The sequence below is a fragment of the Rhizobium sp. TAL182 genome (assembly GCF_002117725.1).
Classification (GTDB): Bacteria; Pseudomonadota; Alphaproteobacteria; order Rhizobiales; family Rhizobiaceae; genus Rhizobium; species Rhizobium esperanzae.
On record NZ_CP021024.1, the window covers coordinates 1,699,146 to 1,718,388 of the forward strand.

At 60.7% G+C, this 19,243-nt stretch carries 18 protein-coding genes, 3 tRNA genes, 1 pseudogene and 1 riboswitch; of the genes and pseudogenes, 16 read left to right on the plus strand and 6 right to left on the minus strand.

The window, feature by feature from the left end; genetic code table 11:
• Nucleotides 1-7: 7 nt before the first annotated feature.
• Together Tal182_RS08545 and Tal182_RS08550 are read right to left on the minus strand one after the other, a co-directional pair.
• Complete coding sequence (locus Tal182_RS08545) at nucleotides 8-1,252, minus strand: cytochrome P450 (RefSeq protein ID WP_085859155.1); 1,245 nt, start codon at nucleotides 1,250-1,252, stop codon at nucleotides 8-10.
• Between the two features lie 148 nt (nucleotides 1,253-1,400).
• Nucleotides 1,401-2,654: a GGDEF domain-containing protein gene (locus Tal182_RS08550; protein WP_085859156.1), complete on the minus strand. Its 1,254-nt coding sequence runs from the start codon at nucleotides 2,652-2,654 to the stop codon at nucleotides 1,401-1,403.
• A 396-nt stretch (nucleotides 2,655-3,050) separates the two neighbouring features.
• Between Tal182_RS08550 and clpP the strand changes: the two genes are divergently transcribed.
• The 5 genes and pseudogenes from clpP to Tal182_RS08575 all read left to right on the plus strand — a co-directional run bounded on the left by clpP (nucleotide 3,051) and on the right by Tal182_RS08575 (nucleotide 9,924).
• On the plus strand, nucleotides 3,051-3,680 hold the full coding sequence (clpP, locus tag Tal182_RS08555; protein ID WP_064801799.1) for an ATP-dependent Clp endopeptidase proteolytic subunit ClpP: 630 nt from the start codon (nucleotides 3,051-3,053) through the stop codon (nucleotides 3,678-3,680).
• Between the two features lie 302 nt (nucleotides 3,681-3,982).
• Nucleotides 3,983-5,260 carry an ATP-dependent Clp protease ATP-binding subunit ClpX gene (clpX, locus tag Tal182_RS08560; RefSeq protein ID WP_004680013.1) on the plus strand — a complete coding sequence of 426 codons (1,278 nt, stop codon included), beginning with the start codon at nucleotides 3,983-3,985 and terminating at the stop codon, nucleotides 5,258-5,260.
• A gap of 403 nt (nucleotides 5,261-5,663) precedes the next feature.
• Nucleotides 5,664-8,081 (plus strand): endopeptidase La, encoded by a 2,418-nt coding sequence (gene lon / locus Tal182_RS08565; protein WP_085859157.1) that lies wholly within the window; start codon nucleotides 5,664-5,666, stop codon nucleotides 8,079-8,081.
• A 206-nt stretch (nucleotides 8,082-8,287) separates the two neighbouring features.
• Nucleotides 8,288-8,563, plus strand: a complete 276-nt coding sequence (hupB, locus tag Tal182_RS08570) for a DNA-binding protein HupB (RefSeq protein WP_003558438.1) — start codon at nucleotides 8,288-8,290, stop codon at nucleotides 8,561-8,563.
• A gap of 116 nt (nucleotides 8,564-8,679) precedes the next feature.
• Nucleotides 8,680-8,832: riboswitch (FMN riboswitch) on the plus strand.
• 193 nt (nucleotides 8,833-9,025) lie between these two features.
• Nucleotides 9,026-9,924, plus strand: a pseudogene (locus tag Tal182_RS08575) (DMT family transporter).
• Nucleotides 9,925-10,162: 238 nt separating this feature from the next.
• Here the strand turns inward: Tal182_RS08575 and Tal182_RS08580 are convergent.
• Nucleotides 10,163-11,149 (minus strand): aldo/keto reductase, encoded by a 987-nt coding sequence (locus Tal182_RS08580; RefSeq protein WP_085859158.1) that lies wholly within the window; start codon nucleotides 11,147-11,149, stop codon nucleotides 10,163-10,165.
• 142 nt (nucleotides 11,150-11,291) lie between these two features.
• Between Tal182_RS08580 and Tal182_RS08585 the strand changes: the two genes are divergently transcribed.
• Entirely contained in the window at nucleotides 11,292-11,693 is a 402-nt protein-coding gene (locus tag Tal182_RS08585) for a cupin domain-containing protein (protein ID WP_064801805.1), read from the plus strand.
• Nucleotides 11,694-11,698: 5 nt separating this feature from the next.
• On the opposite strand, the gene Tal182_RS08590 is transcribed toward Tal182_RS08585, so the two are convergent.
• Nucleotides 11,699-12,304 (minus strand): class I SAM-dependent methyltransferase, encoded by a 606-nt coding sequence (locus Tal182_RS08590; RefSeq protein ID WP_064801807.1) that lies wholly within the window; start codon nucleotides 12,302-12,304, stop codon nucleotides 11,699-11,701.
• A 163-nt stretch (nucleotides 12,305-12,467) separates the two neighbouring features.
• Between Tal182_RS08590 and Tal182_RS08595 the strand changes: the two genes are divergently transcribed.
• Together Tal182_RS08595 and Tal182_RS08600 are read left to right on the plus strand one after the other, a co-directional pair.
• The gene (locus Tal182_RS08595; RefSeq protein WP_085859159.1) at nucleotides 12,468-12,830 is read left to right on the plus strand and encodes a hypothetical protein; all 363 of its coding nucleotides are present in this window, start codon (nucleotides 12,468-12,470) and stop codon (nucleotides 12,828-12,830) included.
• 128 nt (nucleotides 12,831-12,958) lie between these two features.
• The gene (locus tag Tal182_RS08600; RefSeq protein ID WP_085859160.1) at nucleotides 12,959-13,507 is read left to right on the plus strand and encodes a glutathione peroxidase; all 549 of its coding nucleotides are present in this window, start codon (nucleotides 12,959-12,961) and stop codon (nucleotides 13,505-13,507) included.
• Nucleotides 13,508-13,531: 24 nt separating this feature from the next.
• Here the strand turns inward: Tal182_RS08600 and Tal182_RS33185 are convergent, their stop codons facing one another.
• Both Tal182_RS33185 and Tal182_RS08610 read right to left on the minus strand, forming a co-directional pair.
• Nucleotides 13,532-13,744: a hypothetical protein gene (locus Tal182_RS33185; RefSeq protein WP_064811676.1), complete on the minus strand. Its 213-nt coding sequence runs from the start codon at nucleotides 13,742-13,744 to the stop codon at nucleotides 13,532-13,534.
• Nucleotides 13,745-14,027: 283 nt separating this feature from the next.
• A tRNA-Val gene (locus Tal182_RS08610) sits at nucleotides 14,028-14,103 on the minus strand.
• A gap of 413 nt (nucleotides 14,104-14,516) precedes the next feature.
• Here Tal182_RS08610 and Tal182_RS08615 point away from each other — a divergent pair.
• The 8 genes from Tal182_RS08615 (at nucleotide 14,517) to Tal182_RS08650 (ending at nucleotide 19,236) form a co-directional block, all read left to right on the plus strand.
• Nucleotides 14,517-14,593 (plus strand) — tRNA-Asp (locus Tal182_RS08615).
• A 51-nt stretch (nucleotides 14,594-14,644) separates the two neighbouring features.
• Nucleotides 14,645-14,721, plus strand: a tRNA-Asp gene (locus Tal182_RS08620).
• 247 nt (nucleotides 14,722-14,968) lie between these two features.
• Nucleotides 14,969-15,334: an NADH-quinone oxidoreductase subunit A gene (locus tag Tal182_RS08625; RefSeq protein ID WP_008521906.1), complete on the plus strand. Its 366-nt coding sequence runs from the start codon at nucleotides 14,969-14,971 to the stop codon at nucleotides 15,332-15,334.
• Entirely contained in the window at nucleotides 15,325-15,909 is a 585-nt protein-coding gene (locus tag Tal182_RS08630) for an NADH-quinone oxidoreductase subunit B (protein ID WP_085859161.1), read from the plus strand. Before Tal182_RS08625 ends, Tal182_RS08630 begins: the two co-directional genes overlap by 10 nt.
• Nucleotides 15,910-15,927: 18 nt before the next feature.
• Entirely contained in the window at nucleotides 15,928-16,530 is a 603-nt protein-coding gene (locus Tal182_RS08635) for an NADH-quinone oxidoreductase subunit C (RefSeq protein WP_085859162.1), read from the plus strand.
• 66 nt (nucleotides 16,531-16,596) lie between these two features.
• Entirely contained in the window at nucleotides 16,597-17,787 is a 1,191-nt protein-coding gene (locus Tal182_RS08640; RefSeq protein ID WP_064801819.1) for an NADH-quinone oxidoreductase subunit D, read from the plus strand.
• A complete protein-coding gene (locus Tal182_RS08645; protein WP_064810114.1) occupies nucleotides 17,787-18,059 on the plus strand; it encodes a hypothetical protein in 273 nt (90 codons plus the stop codon). The genes Tal182_RS08640 and Tal182_RS08645 overlap by 1 nt, the downstream gene beginning before the upstream one ends.
• Before the next feature lie 16 nt (nucleotides 18,060-18,075).
• Nucleotides 18,076-19,236 carry an NADH-quinone oxidoreductase subunit E gene (locus Tal182_RS08650; protein ID WP_085859163.1) on the plus strand — a complete coding sequence of 387 codons (1,161 nt, stop codon included), beginning with the start codon at nucleotides 18,076-18,078 and terminating at the stop codon, nucleotides 19,234-19,236.
• Nucleotides 19,237-19,243 lie beyond the last annotated feature (7 nt).

Below are 19,243 nucleotides of genomic sequence, written 5' to 3' on the forward strand. Positions count from 1 at the left end.
GAGCGGATCACCACCGGAGATCCAGCCGGTCGAGCCCGTGGAAATGATAGACGTCCTTGACGACGGGCGTCTTCGCCAGCCTGAGGCCGGCAAGCCGTTCGAACAGGATCGGCAGCACGACGTTGAGCTCCAGCCGCGCCAGCGGTGCGCCGATGCAGAAATGGATGCCGGCGCCGAAGGAGAGGTTTGGCGCCTCGTTGCGGTCGGGCCGGAAGGCAAGGGGATCGGTGAATTTCGCCGGGTCGAGATTAGCGGCGGCGAGAATGAGGCTTACCTTGTCGCCGCGCTTGAAGGAGACGCCGTCGATCTCTGCGGGCTCGAGCGCCCAGCGCTGGAAGATGTGGACGGGCGCGCAGATGCGCAGGGTTTCCTCGACGGTGCGCTCCGTCGCCGCTTCGTCCCGGAAGAGTTCTGCCGGATCGCAGCCGCTGTCGAGGATGGTGCGCACGGAGTTGCCGATCTGGTGCACGGTTGCCTCGTGTCCGGCATTGAGCAGCACGATCGTGGTTGAGATGAGCTCTTCTTCTGTGAGGTATTGGCCCTTGTGCTCGGTGTGGATCATATGGGTCAACAGGTCATCGCGCGGCTCGGCCCGGCGTTCTGCGATCACTGTTCTCACATAGTCGGAAAATTCTCTGGCCGCCCGTTCGGCCTCTTCTTCTTGCCGGCGCGTGCGGCCGAACAAGTACATGCGCACATAGGCATGTGACCAGGCGAGCAGTTGCGGCCCCATCTCCTCCGGGATGCCGATCATCCGGGCGATCATCGTCACCGGGATAATGTCGGCAAAGGCCGAGAGCAGCTCGACCTCGCCCTTGTCCGCGAAGCCGTCGATCAGCCGGTTGGCAAGCTCGGTAAGCTCCGGCTTCATCTTCTCGACATGGCGGGAGACGAAGGCGCGGTTGACGAGCGTGCGCAGCCGCGTGTGCTCCGGCGGTTCGAGCTCGAGCAGGGAATAACGTTCCGAGAGATCGAAACTTTCAAGATGCGCCATCGGCTCCGCTAGGCCGAGCTCCTCGCGGCTGGCGATATGCAGGATCTGTCGGCCGAAGCGGCGGTCGCGCAGCAACCCGTTCACATGGTCGTAACCGGTGAAGAACCACTGTTTCTGCTCGGTCCAGTAGAAGGTCGGACAATGAGCGTGAAGCGCGGCGTAAACGGCATTCGGGTTGCCGTAGAAGGCCGGATTGCGGGCGTCCAGCGAGACGTGGCGGAGGGCGGGGTCGATCGAGAAAAAGGGCGGTATCGTCATGAACCGAAGGCTTAGCGGATTTGCCGGCCCTCGAAAAGATGTGGGTGAGGAGTGTTCGGCACGGAACGAGGCGCGCTCGATCGGAGGCGCCCACGGCTTTAAGATCCATGTCTAAACCCGGTGATTGATTCTGCTTTTTGACTTGCGGCTAGCCGGCCCGTGACAGCGCGCCCATCCGCCGCAGCGCCTCCACCTGGTCGTCGACCGTCGGAACGAGCTCGCCGGCGGTGGTGCTCGGCGTGGCCGGCGCCGGGGCCGCCGCTTCCTCTTCGCCGAAGGTGACCGTGCAATTGCGGCCGGCGGCCTTGGCCGCATAGAGTGCCCGGTCGGCGGCCGAGATCAGCTTGTCGATATTGGCTTCGATCGAGGAGGCGAGTGCAATGCCGATGCTGACCGTGACCGGAACGATCGCTTCGCCGGTGCTGACAGGAAGGCGGCAGAATTCGGTGCGGATCGCTTCGGCGATCGCCTCGGCTTCCGTCTGGTCGGCAACGGCCGCGAAGGCGGCGAATTCTTCGCCGCCCATGCGGCCGAAGATGTTGTTTGGAACATATTGCCGGGCCATGCGCGCGAAAGCGGTGAGCACGGCGTCACCGGACTGATGGCCGAAGCGATCGTTGACGCGTTTGAAATGGTCAAGGTCGAAAAGGATCACCGCGACCTGCCGCTGCTCGCCATGGGCTCTCTCCTGGATCGACTCGAAATAGCCGAGCAGACCACGGCGGTTGAGAACGCCGGTCAGGGAATCGGTCAGCGTCATTGCGCGCAGATGCCGTTCGGAGCGCTCCATCACCAGTCGGCAGGTGAGCGCGAAGGCGATGGTGAGCAGGAAGGCGCTTGCCATTGCCGAGACGCCGCCGAGATTGGTTGCCTCGATATCGCTTGGCAGCGTCACCGCCATCGTCAGCGCCGAGGCGAAACACAGGCCGCCCTGGACGACGAACACGCCCATCAGCTTGATGCGGGTGCGCTCGCGGCGCATGTCGCCGGCGGCGACCGCCATGGCCAATGCCGTGGCACCCGTCGCCGAAGCGAGATTATAGAGCACGACGCGGTTGGAATAATCGGTGTTGACCCAGGGCAGAAAGATCCCGGCCAGCCAGATTGCCGGCGGCAGCAGAGCCCACCATTCGATCTTCTTGCGGTCGAGTGCGAGAAAACCCGCTACCCAGGCGCTCTGGCCGAGCAGCGCGATGGCATTGCCCACCTCGATGGAGAGCAGGCTGGGAATTTCGCTGCGCAGCGAGATCATCGCAAAGCCGATGGCGGTCAGAAAGAAGCCGAGGCCCCAATAGAGATAGGCTTCATTCCTGACATTGTGGCGCCAGGCGACGAAAAGCACCAAAGCGAGCGTCATGGCCTCCGAACACCAGATGGCGAGACCTGTAGCGATATTGAACACGGCAGCAACCCCTTGCCCGTCGACCTTGTCTGTTGGCCCGCATCCTTGCGGAGGAAGTTCGCCAGTTCCTTAATGTCGTTGCACTGCGGCATGATTTTCGGCCGGTATCTGGCGATAGGCTTTCCGTCGGGTAAACGTGCGTGAGCGCTGCCGATTGGAGTAACCTTTCCTTCATCCTGTCATGGAGAAAAGCGGGGGCAGACGCCATCGAAGGCTCGCGCCCAACAGGCGTTTGCGAGATAGAGGCTGCCGGCTTCGAAACCTCGCCGTCTTGCCCCGCCTTCTTAACGTTATCCCAAGGCGTGTCTTGAAGAGGAGGGCAGGGACACTCTATGTAGGGATAAGACATTTTCTTTGATTCCCGGCCTGCCGGCATGACGTTGACAAAGGACGCACATGAGAAACCCAGTTGATACCGCAATGGCCCTCGTGCCGATGGTCGTGGAACAGACCAACCGCGGTGAACGCTCCTACGACATCTATTCCCGTCTGTTGAAGGAACGCATCATCTTCCTGACCGGCGCCGTCGAAGATCATATGGCGACGCTCGTCTGCGCCCAGCTTCTCTTCCTCGAGGCAGAAAACCCGAAGAAGGAAATCGCTCTCTACATCAATTCGCCCGGTGGCGTCGTCACTGCCGGCATGGCGATCTACGACACGATGCAGTTCATCAAACCAGCGGTGTCGACGCTCTGCATCGGCCAGGCCGCGTCCATGGGCTCGCTGCTGCTGGCGGCCGGCCATAAGGACATGCGCTTCGCCACGCCGAATTCCCGCATCATGGTGCACCAGCCCTCGGGCGGCTTCCAGGGCCAGGCTTCGGACATCGAGCGCCACGCCCGCGACATCCTCAAGATGAAGCGCCGGCTGAACGAGGTCTACGTCAAGCACACCGGCCGCAGCTACGAGGAAGTTGAAAAGACGCTCGATCGTGACCATTTCATGGATGCGGACGAGGCCCAGGATTGGGGTGTGATCGACAAGGTTCTGACATCACGCCTCGAGATGGAAGGCGAGCAGGCCTAGTAATTAATTGGGATGGTGTTTTCCTCGCCACAGTTCTATCTCATTTGTGATCGAACAAGGCTTTCAACTGGCGACGAAGACGCTAATAGTAACTATTAATGCTATGTTGAATTTTTATGACATAGCATTCGGCATTCGAAGGGGAATTCGTTGCCGCCGGAACCTGGACATGGTTGATTGGGACCGGTTCGTAGCCCCTGAAGCCCTTCTCGGCAAAGGCTCCGGAAACGGAGTGCCGCCAGGAGCTGATAGAGTGGACCGCGATTTCGCCTTGAAATGCGGCGTGCTGGAAGGAAAATGATATGAGCAAGGTCAGCGGCAGCAACGGCGGCGACTCCAAGAACACCCTCTATTGTTCGTTCTGCGGAAAGAGCCAGCACGAAGTCCGGAAACTGATTGCCGGACCGACCGTCTTCATCTGCGATGAATGCGTCGAATTGTGCATGGACATCATCCGCGAGGAAAACAAGTCCTCGATGGTCAAGTCCCGCGACGGCGTTCCGACGCCCCAGGACATCATCAAGGTCCTCGACGAATATGTCATCGGTCAGCGCCAGGCGAAGAAGATCCTGTCGGTCGCCGTTCACAACCATTACAAGCGCCTGGCGCACGCCTCCAAGAACGGCGAAGTCGAGTTGGCGAAGTCGAACATCATGCTCGTCGGCCCCACAGGCTGCGGCAAGACCTATCTTGCTCAGACGCTCGCCCGCATCATCGACGTTCCCTTCACCATGGCCGATGCGACGACGCTGACGGAAGCCGGTTATGTCGGTGAGGACGTCGAAAACATCATCCTCAAGCTCTTGCAGGCGGCTGACTACAATGTCGAGCGCGCCCAGCGCGGCATCGTCTACATCGACGAAGTCGACAAGATTTCGCGCAAGTCCGACAATCCTTCGATCACCCGCGACGTCTCGGGCGAGGGCGTGCAGCAGGCGCTTCTGAAGATCATGGAAGGTACGGTCGCTTCCGTCCCGCCGCAGGGCGGCCGCAAGCACCCGCAGCAGGAATTCCTGCAGGTCGACACGACGAACATCCTGTTCATCTGCGGTGGCGCCTTCGCCGGCCTCGACAAGATCATCTCCGCCCGCGGCGAGAAGACCTCGATCGGCTTCGGTGCGACCGTCAAGGCTCAGGACGACCGCCGTGTCGGCGAAGTCCTGCGCGAACTCGAGCCGGAAGATCTGGTCAAGTTCGGCCTCATCCCCGAATTCATCGGCCGTCTGCCGGTTCTGGCGACGCTCGAGGACCTCGATGAGGACGCGCTGATCCAGATCCTGTCCGAGCCGAAGAACGCGTTGATCAAGCAGTATCAGCGCCTGTTCGAGATGGAGGATGTGGAACTGACCTTTCACGAGGATGCGTTGCGCGAAATCGCCCGCAAGGCGATCGTGCGCAAGACCGGCGCCCGCGGCCTTCGTTCGATCATGGAAAAGATCCTGCTCGACACGATGTTCGAGCTGCCGACGCTGGAAGGCGTGCGCGAGGTCGTCATCTCGGAGGAAGTGGTGCGCGGCTCGGCGCGTCCGCTCTACATCTATGCCGATCGTCAGGAAGAAAAAGCCAACGCTTCCGCGTAATCTTATGGTTTTCACACCATTATTTTAAGGGGCTTGCCATGGGCGAGCCCCTTTCTATTTGAAAAACCATGCGAGGCGCTGTTAGTATTTTGGCGGTGGGAACTGGAGCTTGCCCTTGCCGATGTTGCGCAGGGAGCGGTGCTTGGCAATGATGCAGTGATTCCGTGAGTGTATTGCTGGCGTTGTATTTAGCCGGGTCGGAAGTGGTAAGCGCCGGTCCAGCCACGCGTTTCATAGTGCTGGTGTTCCGTTGTAACAAAGCTGTCATATCCGGGGAACGCGGGCGTTAGCGTGGCTTGAAAAGCGTAGTCAGAACCTCCACTTGTAGGCCAAGTGAGAGTGCCGGCCGATCCCAAGCGGTCGTGCAGAGAGCCCGGTAACGGGACGATGGAAAGGACAAAAAATGACGAAGAAAACGTCTGTAGCGAGCAGCACTGCCTACCCCGTTCTGCCTTTGCGTGACATCGTGGTTTTCCCGCATATGATCGTGCCGCTGTTTGTCGGACGGGAAAAGTCGATCCGTGCGCTCGAAGAGGTCATGGGCTCGGACAAGCAGATCATGCTGGTGACGCAGATCAACGCCAGTGACGATGATCCGGACCCTTCGGCGATCCACAATGTCGGCACCGTGGCAAACGTGCTGCAGCTCTTGAAGCTTCCTGATGGCACCGTCAAGGTTCTGGTCGAAGGCCGCGCCCGCGCCGAGATCGACACCTATACGAGCCGTGAGGATTTCTATGAGGCGCTCGGCCATGTGCTCGAGGAGCCCCATGACGATCCGGTCGAGCTGGAAGCCTTGTCGCGCTCGGTCGTTTCCGAATTCGAGAGCTATGTGAAGCTCAACAAGAAGATTTCCCCTGAAGTGGTCGGCGCCGCCAGCCAGATCGACGACTATTCCAAGCTCGCCGATACGGTCGCCTCGCACCTGTCGATCAAGATCACCGAGAAGCAGGAGATGCTGGAAACCACCAGCGTCAAGCAGCGCCTCGAAAAGGCTCTCGGCTTCATGGAAGGCGAGATTTCGGTCCTGCAGGTCGAAAAGCGCATCCGCTCGCGCGTCAAGCGCCAGATGGAGAAGACCCAGCGTGAGTACTACCTCAATGAGCAGATGAAGGCGATCCAGAAGGAGCTCGGCGACGGCGAGGAAGGCCGCGACGAGATGAGCGAACTGGAAGAGCGCATCGCCAAGACCAAGCTGTCCAAGGAGGCCCGTGAAAAGGCCGATGCGGAGCTGAAGAAGCTGCGTCAGATGAGCCCGATGTCGGCCGAAGCCACCGTCGTGCGCAACTATCTGGACTGGCTGCTCGGCATTCCCTGGGGCAAGAAGTCGAAGATCAAGGCCGATCTCAACAACGCCGAAAAGATCCTCGAAGCCGATCACTTCGGTCTCGACAAGGTCAAGGAGCGCATCGTCGAATATCTGGCCGTGCAGGCCCGCGCCACCAAGATCAAGGGCCCGATCCTCTGCCTCGTCGGCCCTCCTGGTGTCGGCAAGACCTCGCTCGCCCAGTCGATCGCCAAGGCGACCGGCCGTGAGTATGTCCGCATGGCGCTCGGCGGCGTTCGCGACGAAGCCGAAATCCGCGGTCACCGCCGCACCTATATCGGCTCGATGCCCGGCAAGGTCATCCAGTCGATGAAGAAGGCAAAGAAGTCCAACCCGCTCTTCCTGCTCGACGAAATCGACAAGATGGGCATGGATTTCCGCGGCGACCCGTCCTCCGCCCTGCTCGAAGTGCTCGACCCGGCGCAGAACTCGACCTTCATGGACCACTATCTGGAAGTCGAATACGACCTGTCGGACGTGATGTTCATCACGACGGCGAATACGCTGAACATCCCTGCACCGCTGATGGACCGCATGGAAATCATCCGTATCGCCGGTTACACCGAGGACGAGAAGCGCGAGATCGCCAAGCGGCACCTGCTGCCGAAGGCTATCAAGGAACATGCGTTGCAGCCGGAAGAATTCTCGGTCAGCGACGACGCCCTGATGGCGATCAGCCAGCAGTATACCCGCGAAGCCGGTGTCCGCAGCTTTGAACGCGAATTGATGAAGCTCGCCCGCAAGGCGGTCACCGAGATCATCAAGGGCAAGACGACGTCCGTTCACGTGACGGCCGCCAACATCGCCGACTATCTCGGCGTCCCGCGCTTCCGCCATAGCGAAGCCGAGGGCGAGGATCAGGTCGGCGTCGTGACCGGTCTTGCCTGGACGGAAGTCGGCGGCGAACTGCTGACCATCGAAGGTGTGATGATGCCGGGCAAGGGCCGCATGACGGTTACCGGCAATCTGAAGGACGTCATGAAGGAATCGATCTCGGCGGCGGCCTCTTATGTCCGCTCGCGCGCCGTCGATTTCGGCATCGAACCGCCGATGTTCGAAAAGAACGACATCCACGTGCACGTGCCGGAAGGTGCGACGCCGAAGGATGGTCCGTCGGCCGGTGTCGCCATGGCAACCGCCATCGTCTCGATCATGACCGGCATCCCGGTCAACAAGCATGTGGCCATGACCGGTGAAATCACCCTTCGCGGCCGTGTGCTGCCGATTGGGGGTCTCAAGGAAAAGCTGCTCGCAGCGCTTCGCGGTGGCATCAAGAAGGTGCTGATTCCGGAGGAGAACGCCAAGGATCTGGCGGAGATTCCGGACAATGTGAAGAACAGCATGGAGATCATCCCGGTCTCCCGGATGGGCGAGGTGATCAAGCACGCGCTGATCCGGCGGCCGGAGCCGATCGAGTGGGATGGCACGGTGGAAACGCCTGTCATCACGTCGGTCGAAGGCCTTGATGATACGGGCGCAACCATAGCGCATTGAGTGGCGTTTGCCACATTTGTGCCCTATTAGCGCAAAAGACGCGAAAAGGCTGGCGGAAACGCCAGCCTTTTTTGTGAAAACGTCATGGAGACGCTTGCTTTTCCTTGATTTGCAGGGCTTTTGGGTTCCCGGCGGGCCTGATGAAACCTAATCTGCGCCTAGCTTAGATTTGAGTCGTTTCATACCATTTAGAAAGGGGTGGAAACATGAACAAGAATGAACTCGTGTCCGCAGTCGCCGAAAAGGCAGGGCTGACGAAGTCTGACGCGGCTTCCGCTGTTGACGCGGTTTTCGACGTTGTCCAGGCCGAACTCAAGAACAAGGGCGACATCCGCCTCGCTGGTTTCGGCAGCTTCACCGTTTCTCATCGCGCTGCAACGAAGGGCCGTAACCCGTCGACCGGCGCTGAAGTCGATATCCCGGCTCGCAACGTGCCGAAGTTCACGCCCGGCAAGGGCCTGAAGGACGCCGTCAACGGCTGATTTGATCGTCCGCCGGCCGTAAACGAGAACGGCTGAGCAGGATTTCGAGGGGTTCGGCACCGCCGGACCCCTTTTGTTTTGCCGCTTGCCGCAGGCAGTGCTTTGTTTTACGAACGTGCTGTTCTCAGGGCGGGGTGAAAGTCCCCACCGGCGGTAAGGGCTGCGGCCCGAGCCCGCGAGCGCCTTCCGAAGCTTTTGGCCGGGGAAGGGTCAGCAGATCCGGTGCGATTCCGGAGCCGACGGTATAGTCCGGATGAAAGAGAATGAGCATGGCCGCGAGCGAGCAGAGGACTGCCGGCGTCTGCGCGCCGTTGACTCATGCGTCCTGATTTATGTTGGTCGCCTGCATAACTCCTCAAATCGGAATCGATTTAAGGATGAAATTATGCAGCAATTAAAAGCGCTACAGCGTCCTTTGCGCGTCTGGAAAGACGCGCGGCGCTGTAGTTCTGGATGGAAGACATGAATCAGAATTCCCTTACAATGCCGCGTTCCCGCGCCATTGCCGGCGCCGTTTTCATGGTGCTTGGAGGCGTCGCCTTCTCGCTGCTCAACGTCGTCACCCAATGGCTGACCATGAAGCTTGCCTTTCCGCCAGCCTCCGCAGCCTTCTGGCAATATGCCTTCGCCTTCCTCTTCTCCTTGCCCTTCCTGCGCAAATCCGGCCTTGCTGCTATGCGGACGGACTATCCCTGGCGCCACGTCGTGCGCGTCGTCTTTGCCGCGCTTGGTGTCGAGGCCTGGGTTTCCGGTCTTGCCTCGGTGCCGATCTGGCAGCGATCGCGCTGGTCATGACCTCACCCTTCTTCATCATTCTCGGTGCCCGCCTGTTCCTCGGTGAGCGCGTCGGCCCCGCCCGCTTGGCAGCAACCGGTGTCGGCTTTGCCGGCGCGATGATCATCCTCCAGCCATGGTCGGACAGCTTCACCTGGGCAGCGCTCCTGCCGGTGCTCTCGGCACTGCTCTGGGGTGCCTCATCGCTCATCACCAAGAGCCTGACCGGTATCGAGAGGCCGGAGACCATCACCGTCTGGCTGTTGGTGCTGCTGACGCCGATCAACTGCGGTCTGGCGCTTGCCGCGGGTTTCGCAGTGCCGACAGGCACGACACTCGCGCTCTTCCTTCTGGCTGGCCTCCTGACGGTCGTGGCGCAATATCTGCTGACCCTAGCCTATGCCAGCGCCGACGCCGCCTATGTCCAGCCCTTCGATGACCTGAAGCTGCCGCTGAACGTTCTCGCCGGCTGGCTGTTCTTCGGCTACGCGCCCGCCGGCTATCTGTGGTTGGGCGCTGCACTCATTCTTTCCGCGTCGCTCTTCATCATGAGAAATGAGATGCGTCGGGGAAAACAGGCAGCCTGACGCCGACTCTCTGAAATCCTGCCGGTCGTCATGTCTCCGTCATGCGTAAAAACGGGGAGAGGGGACGCGCCCTGCGAGAGGCAAGCGGGGGACGGGGAGGTTGCGGCTTGGTCCCTTCGCCCCGCGAGCGGGGGTCCGAAGGACAGGTCGAGACGAGTGGCTCGACCCCGGTCGGTGGGGGTAGCCGGATGAGAGGCTGTTCTCGTCTCGCCGTAGTCCTTACGAAGAACCTCCAGCGCTACCAGCGCTGATGCACATGCGGCGCGATCAGCCGCTCGTAGATCTCGCGCGTTGCCGCCATGACATCCGCTGAAAGCGGCGCAAGGTCGGCGGCAGCCGCGTTGGCTCGCGCCTGTTCGGCATTGCGGGCGCCGGGGATGACGACGGTGACCGCATCGCTCATCAGGATCCAGCGCAGCGCAAAGGCGGCCATGGTGGCGCCGGCCGGCACTAGCTTGCGCACTTCCTCGACCGCCTGCAGCCCCACCTCGAAGGGTACACCCGCAAAGGTCTCGCCGACATCGAAAGCTTCGCCGTGGCGGTTGAAATTGCGGTGGTCGTCGCTGGCAAACTGCGTCTCGCGGCTGATCTTGCCGGAGAGAAGGCCGCTTGCGAGCGGCACGCGGGCGATGATCGCCACGTTCCTGCGGCGCGCCTCGGCGAAGAACAGATGGTCGGGGCGCTGGCGGAAGATGTTGTAGATGATCTGGATGCTGACGACGCCGGGATATTCGATCGCCTTCAGCCCGTCCTCGACCTTTTCGACGCTGACGCCATAGCCCTTGATCTTGCCGGCTTTCTGCAGCGTATCCAGGCTCTCGAAGATTTCAGGCTGGTAAAGCACCTCGCGCGGCGGGCAGTGCAACTGCACGAGGTCGAGACTGTCGACCGCAAGATTCTCCAGGCTGCGGTCGATGAAGCCTTCGAGATTGGCCTTGCTATAACCTTCCGCGACATGCGGGTTGAGGCGGCGGCCGGCCTTGGTCGCGACCATCGGGCGCTCGCCGCCGCGCGTCTTCAAGACATCGGCAATGATCTTTTCCGAGCGTCCGTCGCCGTAGACATCCGCCGTGTCGATGAACGTCATACCGGCATCGAGCGCGGCATTCAGCGCCGCGCGCCCATCCGCCTCGCTGATGTCGCCCCAGGAGCCGCCGATCTGCCAGGCGCCGAAGCCGACATTGGTGACGGTGAAGGGCATGCGGCCAAAAGCATGGTGTTTCATGAACATCTCCCCGGTTATGAAAGACACTGGCCTATCAGGCGGGCAACTGTGCGGCAATTGCCGATCCGGTCTTGATCGGTCGCCTCGATCAAATATCGTCCGCAGATAAGGCTTCAACCGCAATGGATGGAAAGGAACGATCATGGAGATCAAACCCGCCGGCTCTCGCCCTTCGACGAAACCGCCGGCCGACTACTTTACCGGCGCCGTTCGCCAGGATCCGCTGATCGAGCCGCCGGCGCCGGCCCGGGTGAGGGCAACCTCCGTCACCTTCGAACCGGGCGCCCGCACGGCCTGGCACACGCATCCGCTCGGCCAGACGCTGATCGTCACCTCGGGCAAGGGCCTCGCCCAGAGCTGGAGCGGGGATATCCGCGAGATCCGCGCCGGCGACACCGTCTGGTTTGCGCCGGGCGAAAAACACTGGCACGGCGCCGGCCCGGACACGGCAATGACGCACATCGCCATCCACGAGGCATTGGACGGCAGGCATGTCGACTGGATGGAAAAGGTCAGCGACGATCAATATTCCGGCAAGGCGTGAGCTGATCAGAGGCGCTTCAGGCAATAGGAAAAATGCGCGTGTGATTCGACCGTCAGGAATTCGAATTGCCAGCCATAATCCTTGCAGAATTTGGTAACCGCCTCGACGACACCGTAGACGATCGGTTTGACCGTGTTGCCGGTGCAGAAATCGTGGCCGGCAATGCGTCCTGTCCGCTTCACCTTCTTCTCGCAGAGCAGGAGCTCCTGCCAGGTGAGCTCGAATGAATGGTCGGTGTCGATATAGGCCCAGTCGAGGAAGTCGTCCTCGAATTCGGCGAGCTTGTCGAGCGATGTGCCTTGCATCAGGTGCAGCCGGCCGGCCTCGATCTCGGCCGCGAAATTCGTGTGAATCGCGTCGAGCCCGGAGCTGTAGCGATCCATCGACCAGGGATCGATGAGATATAGCTGAGCCGGGCGATTCTTTTCCAGGATCTCCGCCGTATATTCGCCGAAGGCTGCGCCCACTTCGACGCCGATGCCGCCATTCGGGATCCGGTAGAGCAGTTCGCCGCGATCCGGCAGCAGGCGGGCGTTTTCCATATGATGGGCGCTGAGCGGGGTGCGCGGCATGCTCGCCCGCAGCGCCTGCCTTTCTTCACGTGTCTTCATCTCTGATCTCGGGATTGGGGCGGCTGACGGCCCTGATGCGGTATGACGGGAACGTAGGAGCAGCCGACGCGGATGACAACGGCATGACAAGAATTTGCTTCTTCCGGACAAAAGGTTAAGTTTCGCCTGTAAATGACGAAAGAGCCCTGGGAGGAGCGACTTCATGAGACGGATGTGGCCCGAAGAGTTCAATGCCATCATTGCCGATGCCGAAGAAGTGATGCTGGAATCGTCCGCCGAGGCTGGCGCCGGCGAGCCGCTGCATCGGAAAGCGCTGAAGGCGCGAATCGCCATGGAAGATTACGAGCGAATCTGGCCGCTCGCCGAGATGCGTTTCCGGTTGGGCGAGGGACCGTTCGCCGGCAAGGCCATCACGCTCATCACCACTAATCCCCATTACCATCCCTGGCATCCAAAGGATGGCGGCAGCGTCGAATCCGTCTCCGACAGCGGCCGCCACTACAGGACCGATTACCTCGTGGTCCATTTCCTGCTCGACGACGTAAGGGAAACCTCACCCGCCTGAGGGGCTTCCCCGGTGTCGCCAGACGGCGACGCCGGGGATGCCGACGCCGAGTTGATCCTTCACCCTGATGACAATGGCGGCGCTATCGCTAAGCTCCCCCGAACGATCCTTGCCAATTGGAGGTTCCCATGACGGGCAATGTGCTGGATATTCCGGTCAAGACGGTGGATGGTCGACAGACCACGCTGAACGAATACAAGGGCAGGGTGGTCTTGATCGTGAACGTCGCCTCGAAATGCGGGCTCACGCCGCAATATGAGGGGCTTGAAAGACTCTATGGCGAAAAGCGCGAGCGCGGCTTCGTCATCGCCGCTTTCCCCGCCAACGACTTCAAGGGCCAGGAACCCGGCACCGACGCCGAGATCCTCGATTTCTGCACCACCACCTACGACGTCACCTTCCCGATTTTTTCTAAGATTTCGGTCAAGGGCGAGGCGCAGCACCCACTCTACCGGCAGCTGACCAAATCGGGCGTGAAGACGACGGGCGAGGGTCCGATGCGCGAACGCCTGAAATCCCACGGCATATCAGGCGGCGACGCGGACGACATCCTCTGGAATTTCGAAAAATTCCTGATCGGCCGCGACGGCCAAATCGCCGCCCGCTTCGCGCCCGATGTGACGGCAGACGATTCGCGGCTGGTTTCGGCGGTGGATCAAGAGCTGGCGAAAGGATGATTTGCTAGGAGCCGAGCAGGATCTTCAGATCCCGAGCACGGTCACAAGCGGGGGCGTAAAGTCCTTGAAACCCAGTCTCGGCTGGTCGCACCTTCTGTCAAACTTCGTCTTCGGTACGTGGCGCTGGCAGTTCGGATTCGTTTTGAACGCGTATCCGGGCAGGCTGACATACGTAGCGCTTGGCGCGCCAAGGGCGATCGCGATGCACAGCGTCAATGCGGAGCATAGAGTTCTCATGGCACCCCCCGGCGCCGTAAGCCTTCAACTGCGGAGACTTCCGGGCGACGAATAGTCTCACTTTTGCCCGCCCCCATCCATTCGCCCAATAGGAGTGGCGTGCCAGCCGGGGATAGTCCGTTTTGGTGGAGCACTGGCTTTCAAGGAGCGGCGCATCTAAAGCTGCCGGGCGCCTCGGCTGGATAGGTTGTGCAACTGGAATTGCAAATATGGTGACGAATCAATGCGGGCGTCTGTCTGCGAAGCCTCGGCATTATCCAGCTGTTTGGCACTTTGTAAAAAATGGTGGGCGATGAGAGACTCGAACTCCCGACATCCTCGGTGTAAACGAGGCGCTCTACCAACTGAGCTAATCGCCCATCGCTGGCGAAGCCGGATCGGCCTGCTGCGTTGGTGGCCGTGATCTATGCGGATCGCGGCAAAACCGCAAGAGTGTTTGTGAAGAATTTTTGATTTTTTTGGCGGTCGTCTGCTGGTCTGCGCTGCCGATCGGGCGCGGTCGCCTGTGGATAAAGGGGAGGGGAAGGCGGCGGACTTACGCATTTTGCCTGCGCCGTCGGCTCAGATCGTGCCTCGCTACGGCTGCGGAGGTTGGAATTGCCGGCTTTCCGTTCTTCCTGCAGCGGCTTTGCCGAAACAATTCAACGACTGTCATGGTTTTGTCTCCAAACCTGCTTGACACTAAAAGGCGAACCCCGTAGTTAGCCGCTCATCGAAACGGGCAGCCGTTTTGGTGAGGGTGCGAAGGCATCCGGATTGCTTGAAATGAAGTGCGGGTGTAGCTCAGTCGGTTAGAGTGCCGGCCTGTCACGCCGGAGGTCGCGGGTTCGAGCCCCGTCACTCGCGCCATTTCAAAGCAGGCGTTCAGACGCCACGGTCCGGCTCTTTCATCCACTATGCGCGGGTGTAGCTCAGTCGGTTAGAGTGCCGGCCTGTCACGCCGGAGGTCGCGGGTTCGAGCCCCGTCACTCGCGCCATTCTCTTCCGAAAGCCATGCAGTTTCCAAGGGTCAGGCATGCAGCTTGAATCGACTTCTGCGGATTTGTCGCGACATCGTTGCATCTGCTTGATAATGTCCGCGCGCGACGCGTCGAATTGCCTCTGTAAAAGTCTTGCGCCGGGGCTTCGGCTGCGCTAACCACGGCTTGTTGCAACGCACGTTCGCTTGCCGGGCAATTGCCCAAATGCGCCGCCTGGCGCCTCCGGCAAGCAAGGATGAACATGATGACTGAACTGCTCAGTTCCTATATTCCGATCGCTATCTTCATTGGTATCGCGCTTGTCATCGGCCTGGCGCTGCTCATTGCGCCGTTCGCCGTGGCTTTCAAAGCGCCCGATTCGGAAAAGCTTTCGGCTTACGAATGCGGCTTCAACGCTTTCGACGATGCCCGCATGAAGTTCGACATCCGCTTCTATCTGGTGTCGATCCTCTTCATCATCTTCGACCTCGAGGTCGCCTTCCTCTTCCCCTGGGCCGTTTCCTTCGGCGCCATCGGCTGGTTCGGCTTCTGGTCCATGATGGTCTTCCTCCTCGTGTTGACCATCGGATTTATCTATGAATGGAAGAAGGGAGCCCTGGAATGGGAGTGACCCCTGTGAGCAATCAGCCGCTCGTCGTGCCGCAGCCGAAGGGGATCATCGATCCGTCGACCGGCAAGCCGATCGGCAGCAACGACGCATTTTTTGGCGAGATCAACAACGAACTCGCCGACAAGGGTTTCCTCGTCACCTCGACGGACGAACTGATCAATTGGGCTCGCACCGGCTCCCTGATGTGGATGACCTTCGGTCTTGCCTGCTGCGCCGTCGAAATGATGCAGCTGTCAATGCCGCGTTATGACGTCGAACGCTTTGGTTTCGCGCCGCGCGCTTCGCCGCGCCAGTCCGACGTGATGATCGTCGCTGGCACGCTGACCAACAAGATGGCGCCGGCTCTGCGCAAGGTTTACGACCAGATGCCCGAGCCGCGTTATGTCATCTCGATGGGCTCCTGCGCCAATGGCGGCGGCTATTACCATTATTCCTATTCCGTGGTGCGCGGTTGCGACCGCGTCGTGCCGATCGACATCTACGTGCCGGGCTGTCCCCCCACGGCGGAGGCACTGCTTTACGGCGTGCTTCTGCTGCAGAAGAAGATCCGCCGCACCGGCACGATCGAACGCTAAGGGTTAAGGACAAGGCATATGAGTGAAGCCCTGACTGAGCTTGCCTCCTATCTTGGCGAAACGCGCGGCAACCTGATCGCCGCTTCGCAAATGAAGTATGGCGAGCTGACGCTGACGGCGACGGGTGAGAACCTGATCGCGCTGCTGACCTTCCTGCGTGACGACGCCAAATGCGGATTCGTCAATCTGATTGATATTTGCGGCGTCGACTGGCCGCAGCGCGAACTGCGTTTCGACGTCGTCTATCATCTGCTGTCGCCGAAGAGGAACCTGCGCATCCGTGTCAAGGTCGCGACCGACGAGGATACGCCGGTCCCATCGGCCTGTGCGGTTCATCCCGGCGCCGATTGGTTCGAACGCGAAACCTGGGATATGTACGGCGTCCTATTCACCGGCCACCCGGATCTGCGTCGCATCCTGACCGACTACGGTTTCGAAGGCCACCCGCTGCGTAAAGACTTCCCGACCACTGGTTTCGTTGAAGTTCGGTATGACGACGCCGCGAAGCGCGTCGTTTACGAGCCGGTGGAACTCAAGCAGGAATTCCGCAACTTCGACTTCATGTCGCCATGGGAAGGCACGGAATATGTGCTTCCTGGCGACGAAAAAGCGAAACAATAGTTCAATGCGGCTGGCGGGCTCCGCGCCCGTCATTCACTGGTTATCTGAGAACGCGAGCCCATCGCCATGACAGAACATAACGTCCGCAACTTCAATATCAATTTCGGACCGCAGCATCCGGCGGCGCACGGCGTTCTTCGTCTTGTCCTGGAGCTTGACGGCGAAATTGTGGAGCGAGTCGATCCGCATATCGGCCTGTTGCATCGCGGCACCGAGAAGCTGATCGAGACCAAGACCTATCTGCAGGCGGTGCCCTATTTCGATCGGCTCGATTATGTCGCGCCGATGAACCAGGAGCATGCCTATGCGCTGGCCGTCGAAAAGCTGCTCGGCATCGAGATCCCGATCCGCGGCCAGCTGATCCGCGTGCTCTATTCGGAGATCGGTCGCATCCTCTCGCATCTCTTGAACGTCACGACGCAGGCGATGGACGTCGGCGCGCTGACGCCGCCGCTCTGGGGCTTTGAAGAGCGTGAAAAGCTGATGGTGTTCTATGAACGCGCCAGCGGTTCGCGCATGCATGCCGCTTATTTCCGCCCGGGCGGCGTCCACCAGGATCTGCCGGAAAAGCTCGTGCAGGACATCGGCGACTGGTGCGATCCCTTCCTGAAGGCGCTCGATGATATCGACGACCTTCTCACCGGCAACCGCATCTTCAAGCAGCGCAACGTCGATATCGGCGTCGTCTCGTTGGAAGATTGCTGGGCCTGGGGCTTCTCCGGCGTCATGGTGCGCGGTTCGGGCGCTGCCTGGGACCTGCGTCGCGCCCAGCCTTACGAATGTTATTCCGATCTCGAATTCGACATCCCGATCGGCAAGAACGGCGACAATTACGACCGCTATCTGATCCGCATGATCGAGATGCGCCAGTCGGTCCGCATCATGAAGCAGTGCGTCAATCGCCTGCTCTCGGATGCCAAGACCGGTCCGTTCTCGTCGATCGACGGCAAGGTCGTGCCGCCGAAGCGCGGCGAGATGAAGCGCTCGATGGAGGCGCTGATCCACCATTTCAAGCTCTACACCGAAGGCTACCACGTGCCAGCCGGCGAGGTTTACGCCGCCGTCGAGGCGCCGAAGGGCGAGTTCGGCGTCTATCTCGTCTCCGACGGCTCGAACAAGCCGTATCGCTGCAAGATCCGCGCTCCGGGTTACGCCCATCTGCAGGCGATGGACTTTATGTGCCGCGGCCACCAGCTTGCCGACGTCGCTGCCGTCCTTGGCTCGCTCGATATCGTCTTCGGCGAGGTGGACCGCTGATGCAGCTTCTGCCGCTGGCCGTCGCAATTCTTTTTGCGGCATCCGGGGTTTCGGCCCAGGAGGCCGACACCCTCGGCACGCCGCTGGGTCATAAGGAAGTGACGCCGCCGGGGCAGCAATCGTCCATGGGCGAGCTTTTGTCCAAGGGCTATCAGATTAAGGCCGCCGTTCCGAACGGCGGAAAATTCGTCGTATTTATGCAGAAAGACCAGTCGGCCTATGCCTGCGAAATGCAGTCTTTGACCGCTTCGCGGTGTGGAACCCTAAACTGACAAGGCGTGAGGAAGAATGTCCGTTCGTCGATTAGCCGAAGATCAATTTCAGCCTGCCGCATTCGCTTTCAGCGATGAAAATGCGGTTTGGGCGGACAAGACGATCCAGAAATACCCCGCCGGCCGCCAGCAATCGGCGGTCATTCCGCTGCTGATGCGAGCGCAGGAACAGGACGGCTGGGTCACGCGCGCGGCGGTCGAAAAGATCGCCGACATGCTTGACATGGCCTATATCAGAGTGCTCGAGGTCGCGACCTTCTATACGCAGTTCCAGCTGCATCCCGTCGGCACGCGGGCCCATGTCCAGGTCTGCGGCACCACGCCCTGCATGCTGCGCGGTTCGGAAGCGCTGATGTCGGTCTGCAAGAGCAAGATCCACGCGCACCCCTTCGAGCGCAATGCCGAAGGCACGCTCTCCTGGGAAGAGGTCGAGTGTCTTGGCGCCTGCGTCAACGCCCCGATGGTGATGATCGGCAAGGACACCTATGAGGATCTGACGCCCGAACGTCTCGAAGAGATCATCGACTCCTTTGCCACCGGCAATGGCGCGAGCATCAAGCCGGGCACCCAGGTCGACCGGATATTCTCAGCACCTGAAGGCGGCCTGACCTCGCTGACGACGGAAGAGCCGAAGGCAAGGACACGCGCCAAGAAGACCGATGCCGAAAGCGTGTCGGCGCCGGCCGACGGCGCGCCGATCCCGCCCTCCGAGGCCGGCCGCCCGAAGAGCACCGATGCCGAGACCAATGCGACCTTGAAGACGCCGGCAACGGCGCCGAAGGCGGCAGCGAAAAACGCCAAGGCAGCCGAGCAGCAGCCGGTTTCCGGCACCGCGCCTGCCGAGCCGGCGCCGGCCGCGAAGGCCGAAACCGCCCCGGCGGCCAAGCCAAGCCTGACCGACAAGAACCGCCCGGCCGGCATCGAAAAGCCCGCCGCTCCGGATAACCTGAAGATGATCTCCGGCGTCGGTCCGAAGATCGAGGCGACATTGAACGAAATCGGCATCTTCACCTTCTCGCAGGTGGCACGCTGGAAGAAGGCCGAGCGCGAATGGGTCGATGGCTACCTGAATTTCCGCGGCCGCATCGAGCGTGACGACTGGGTCAAGCAGGCCAAGGCGCTCGCCAAGGGCGGCGAAGCGGAATATATCAAGGTCTTCGGCAAGAAGCCGCGGTAAGAGGTGA

Bases quoted from the DNA above. Each gene is read 5' to 3' on its own strand.
- Tal182_RS08590 (WP_064801807.1), bottom strand. From the start codon at position 12,304: ATGAAGACACGTGAAGAAAGGCAGGCGCTGCGGGCGAGCATGCCGCGC.
- clpX (WP_004680013.1), top strand. From the start codon at position 3,983: ATGAGCAAGGTCAGCGGCAGCAACGGCGGCGACTCCAAGAACACCCTC.
- Tal182_RS08645 (WP_064810114.1), top strand. From the start codon at position 17,787: ATGCAGCTTCTGCCGCTGGCCGTCGCAATTCTTTTTGCGGCATCCGGG.
- Tal182_RS08625 (WP_008521906.1), top strand. From the start codon at position 14,969: ATGACTGAACTGCTCAGTTCCTATATTCCGATCGCTATCTTCATTGGT.
- Tal182_RS08635 (WP_085859162.1), top strand. From the start codon at position 15,928: ATGAGTGAAGCCCTGACTGAGCTTGCCTCCTATCTTGGCGAAACGCGC.
- Tal182_RS08650 (WP_085859163.1), top strand. From the start codon at position 18,076: ATGTCCGTTCGTCGATTAGCCGAAGATCAATTTCAGCCTGCCGCATTC.
- Tal182_RS08630 (WP_085859161.1), top strand. From the start codon at position 15,325: ATGGGAGTGACCCCTGTGAGCAATCAGCCGCTCGTCGTGCCGCAGCCG.
- Tal182_RS08595 (WP_085859159.1), top strand. From the start codon at position 12,468: ATGAGACGGATGTGGCCCGAAGAGTTCAATGCCATCATTGCCGATGCC.
- hupB (WP_003558438.1), top strand. From the start codon at position 8,288: ATGAACAAGAATGAACTCGTGTCCGCAGTCGCCGAAAAGGCAGGGCTG.
- Tal182_RS08600 (WP_085859160.1), top strand. From the start codon at position 12,959: ATGACGGGCAATGTGCTGGATATTCCGGTCAAGACGGTGGATGGTCGA.
- Tal182_RS33185 (WP_064811676.1), bottom strand. From the start codon at position 13,744: ATGAGAACTCTATGCTCCGCATTGACGCTGTGCATCGCGATCGCCCTT.
- clpP (WP_064801799.1), top strand. From the start codon at position 3,051: ATGAGAAACCCAGTTGATACCGCAATGGCCCTCGTGCCGATGGTCGTG.
- Tal182_RS08640 (WP_064801819.1), top strand. From the start codon at position 16,597: ATGACAGAACATAACGTCCGCAACTTCAATATCAATTTCGGACCGCAG.
- Tal182_RS08580 (WP_085859158.1), bottom strand. From the start codon at position 11,149: ATGAAACACCATGCTTTTGGCCGCATGCCCTTCACCGTCACCAATGTC.
- Tal182_RS08545 (WP_085859155.1), bottom strand. From the start codon at position 1,252: ATGACGATACCGCCCTTTTTCTCGATCGACCCCGCCCTCCGCCACGTC.
- lon (WP_085859157.1), top strand. From the start codon at position 5,664: ATGACGAAGAAAACGTCTGTAGCGAGCAGCACTGCCTACCCCGTTCTG.
- Tal182_RS08585 (WP_064801805.1), top strand. From the start codon at position 11,292: ATGGAGATCAAACCCGCCGGCTCTCGCCCTTCGACGAAACCGCCGGCC.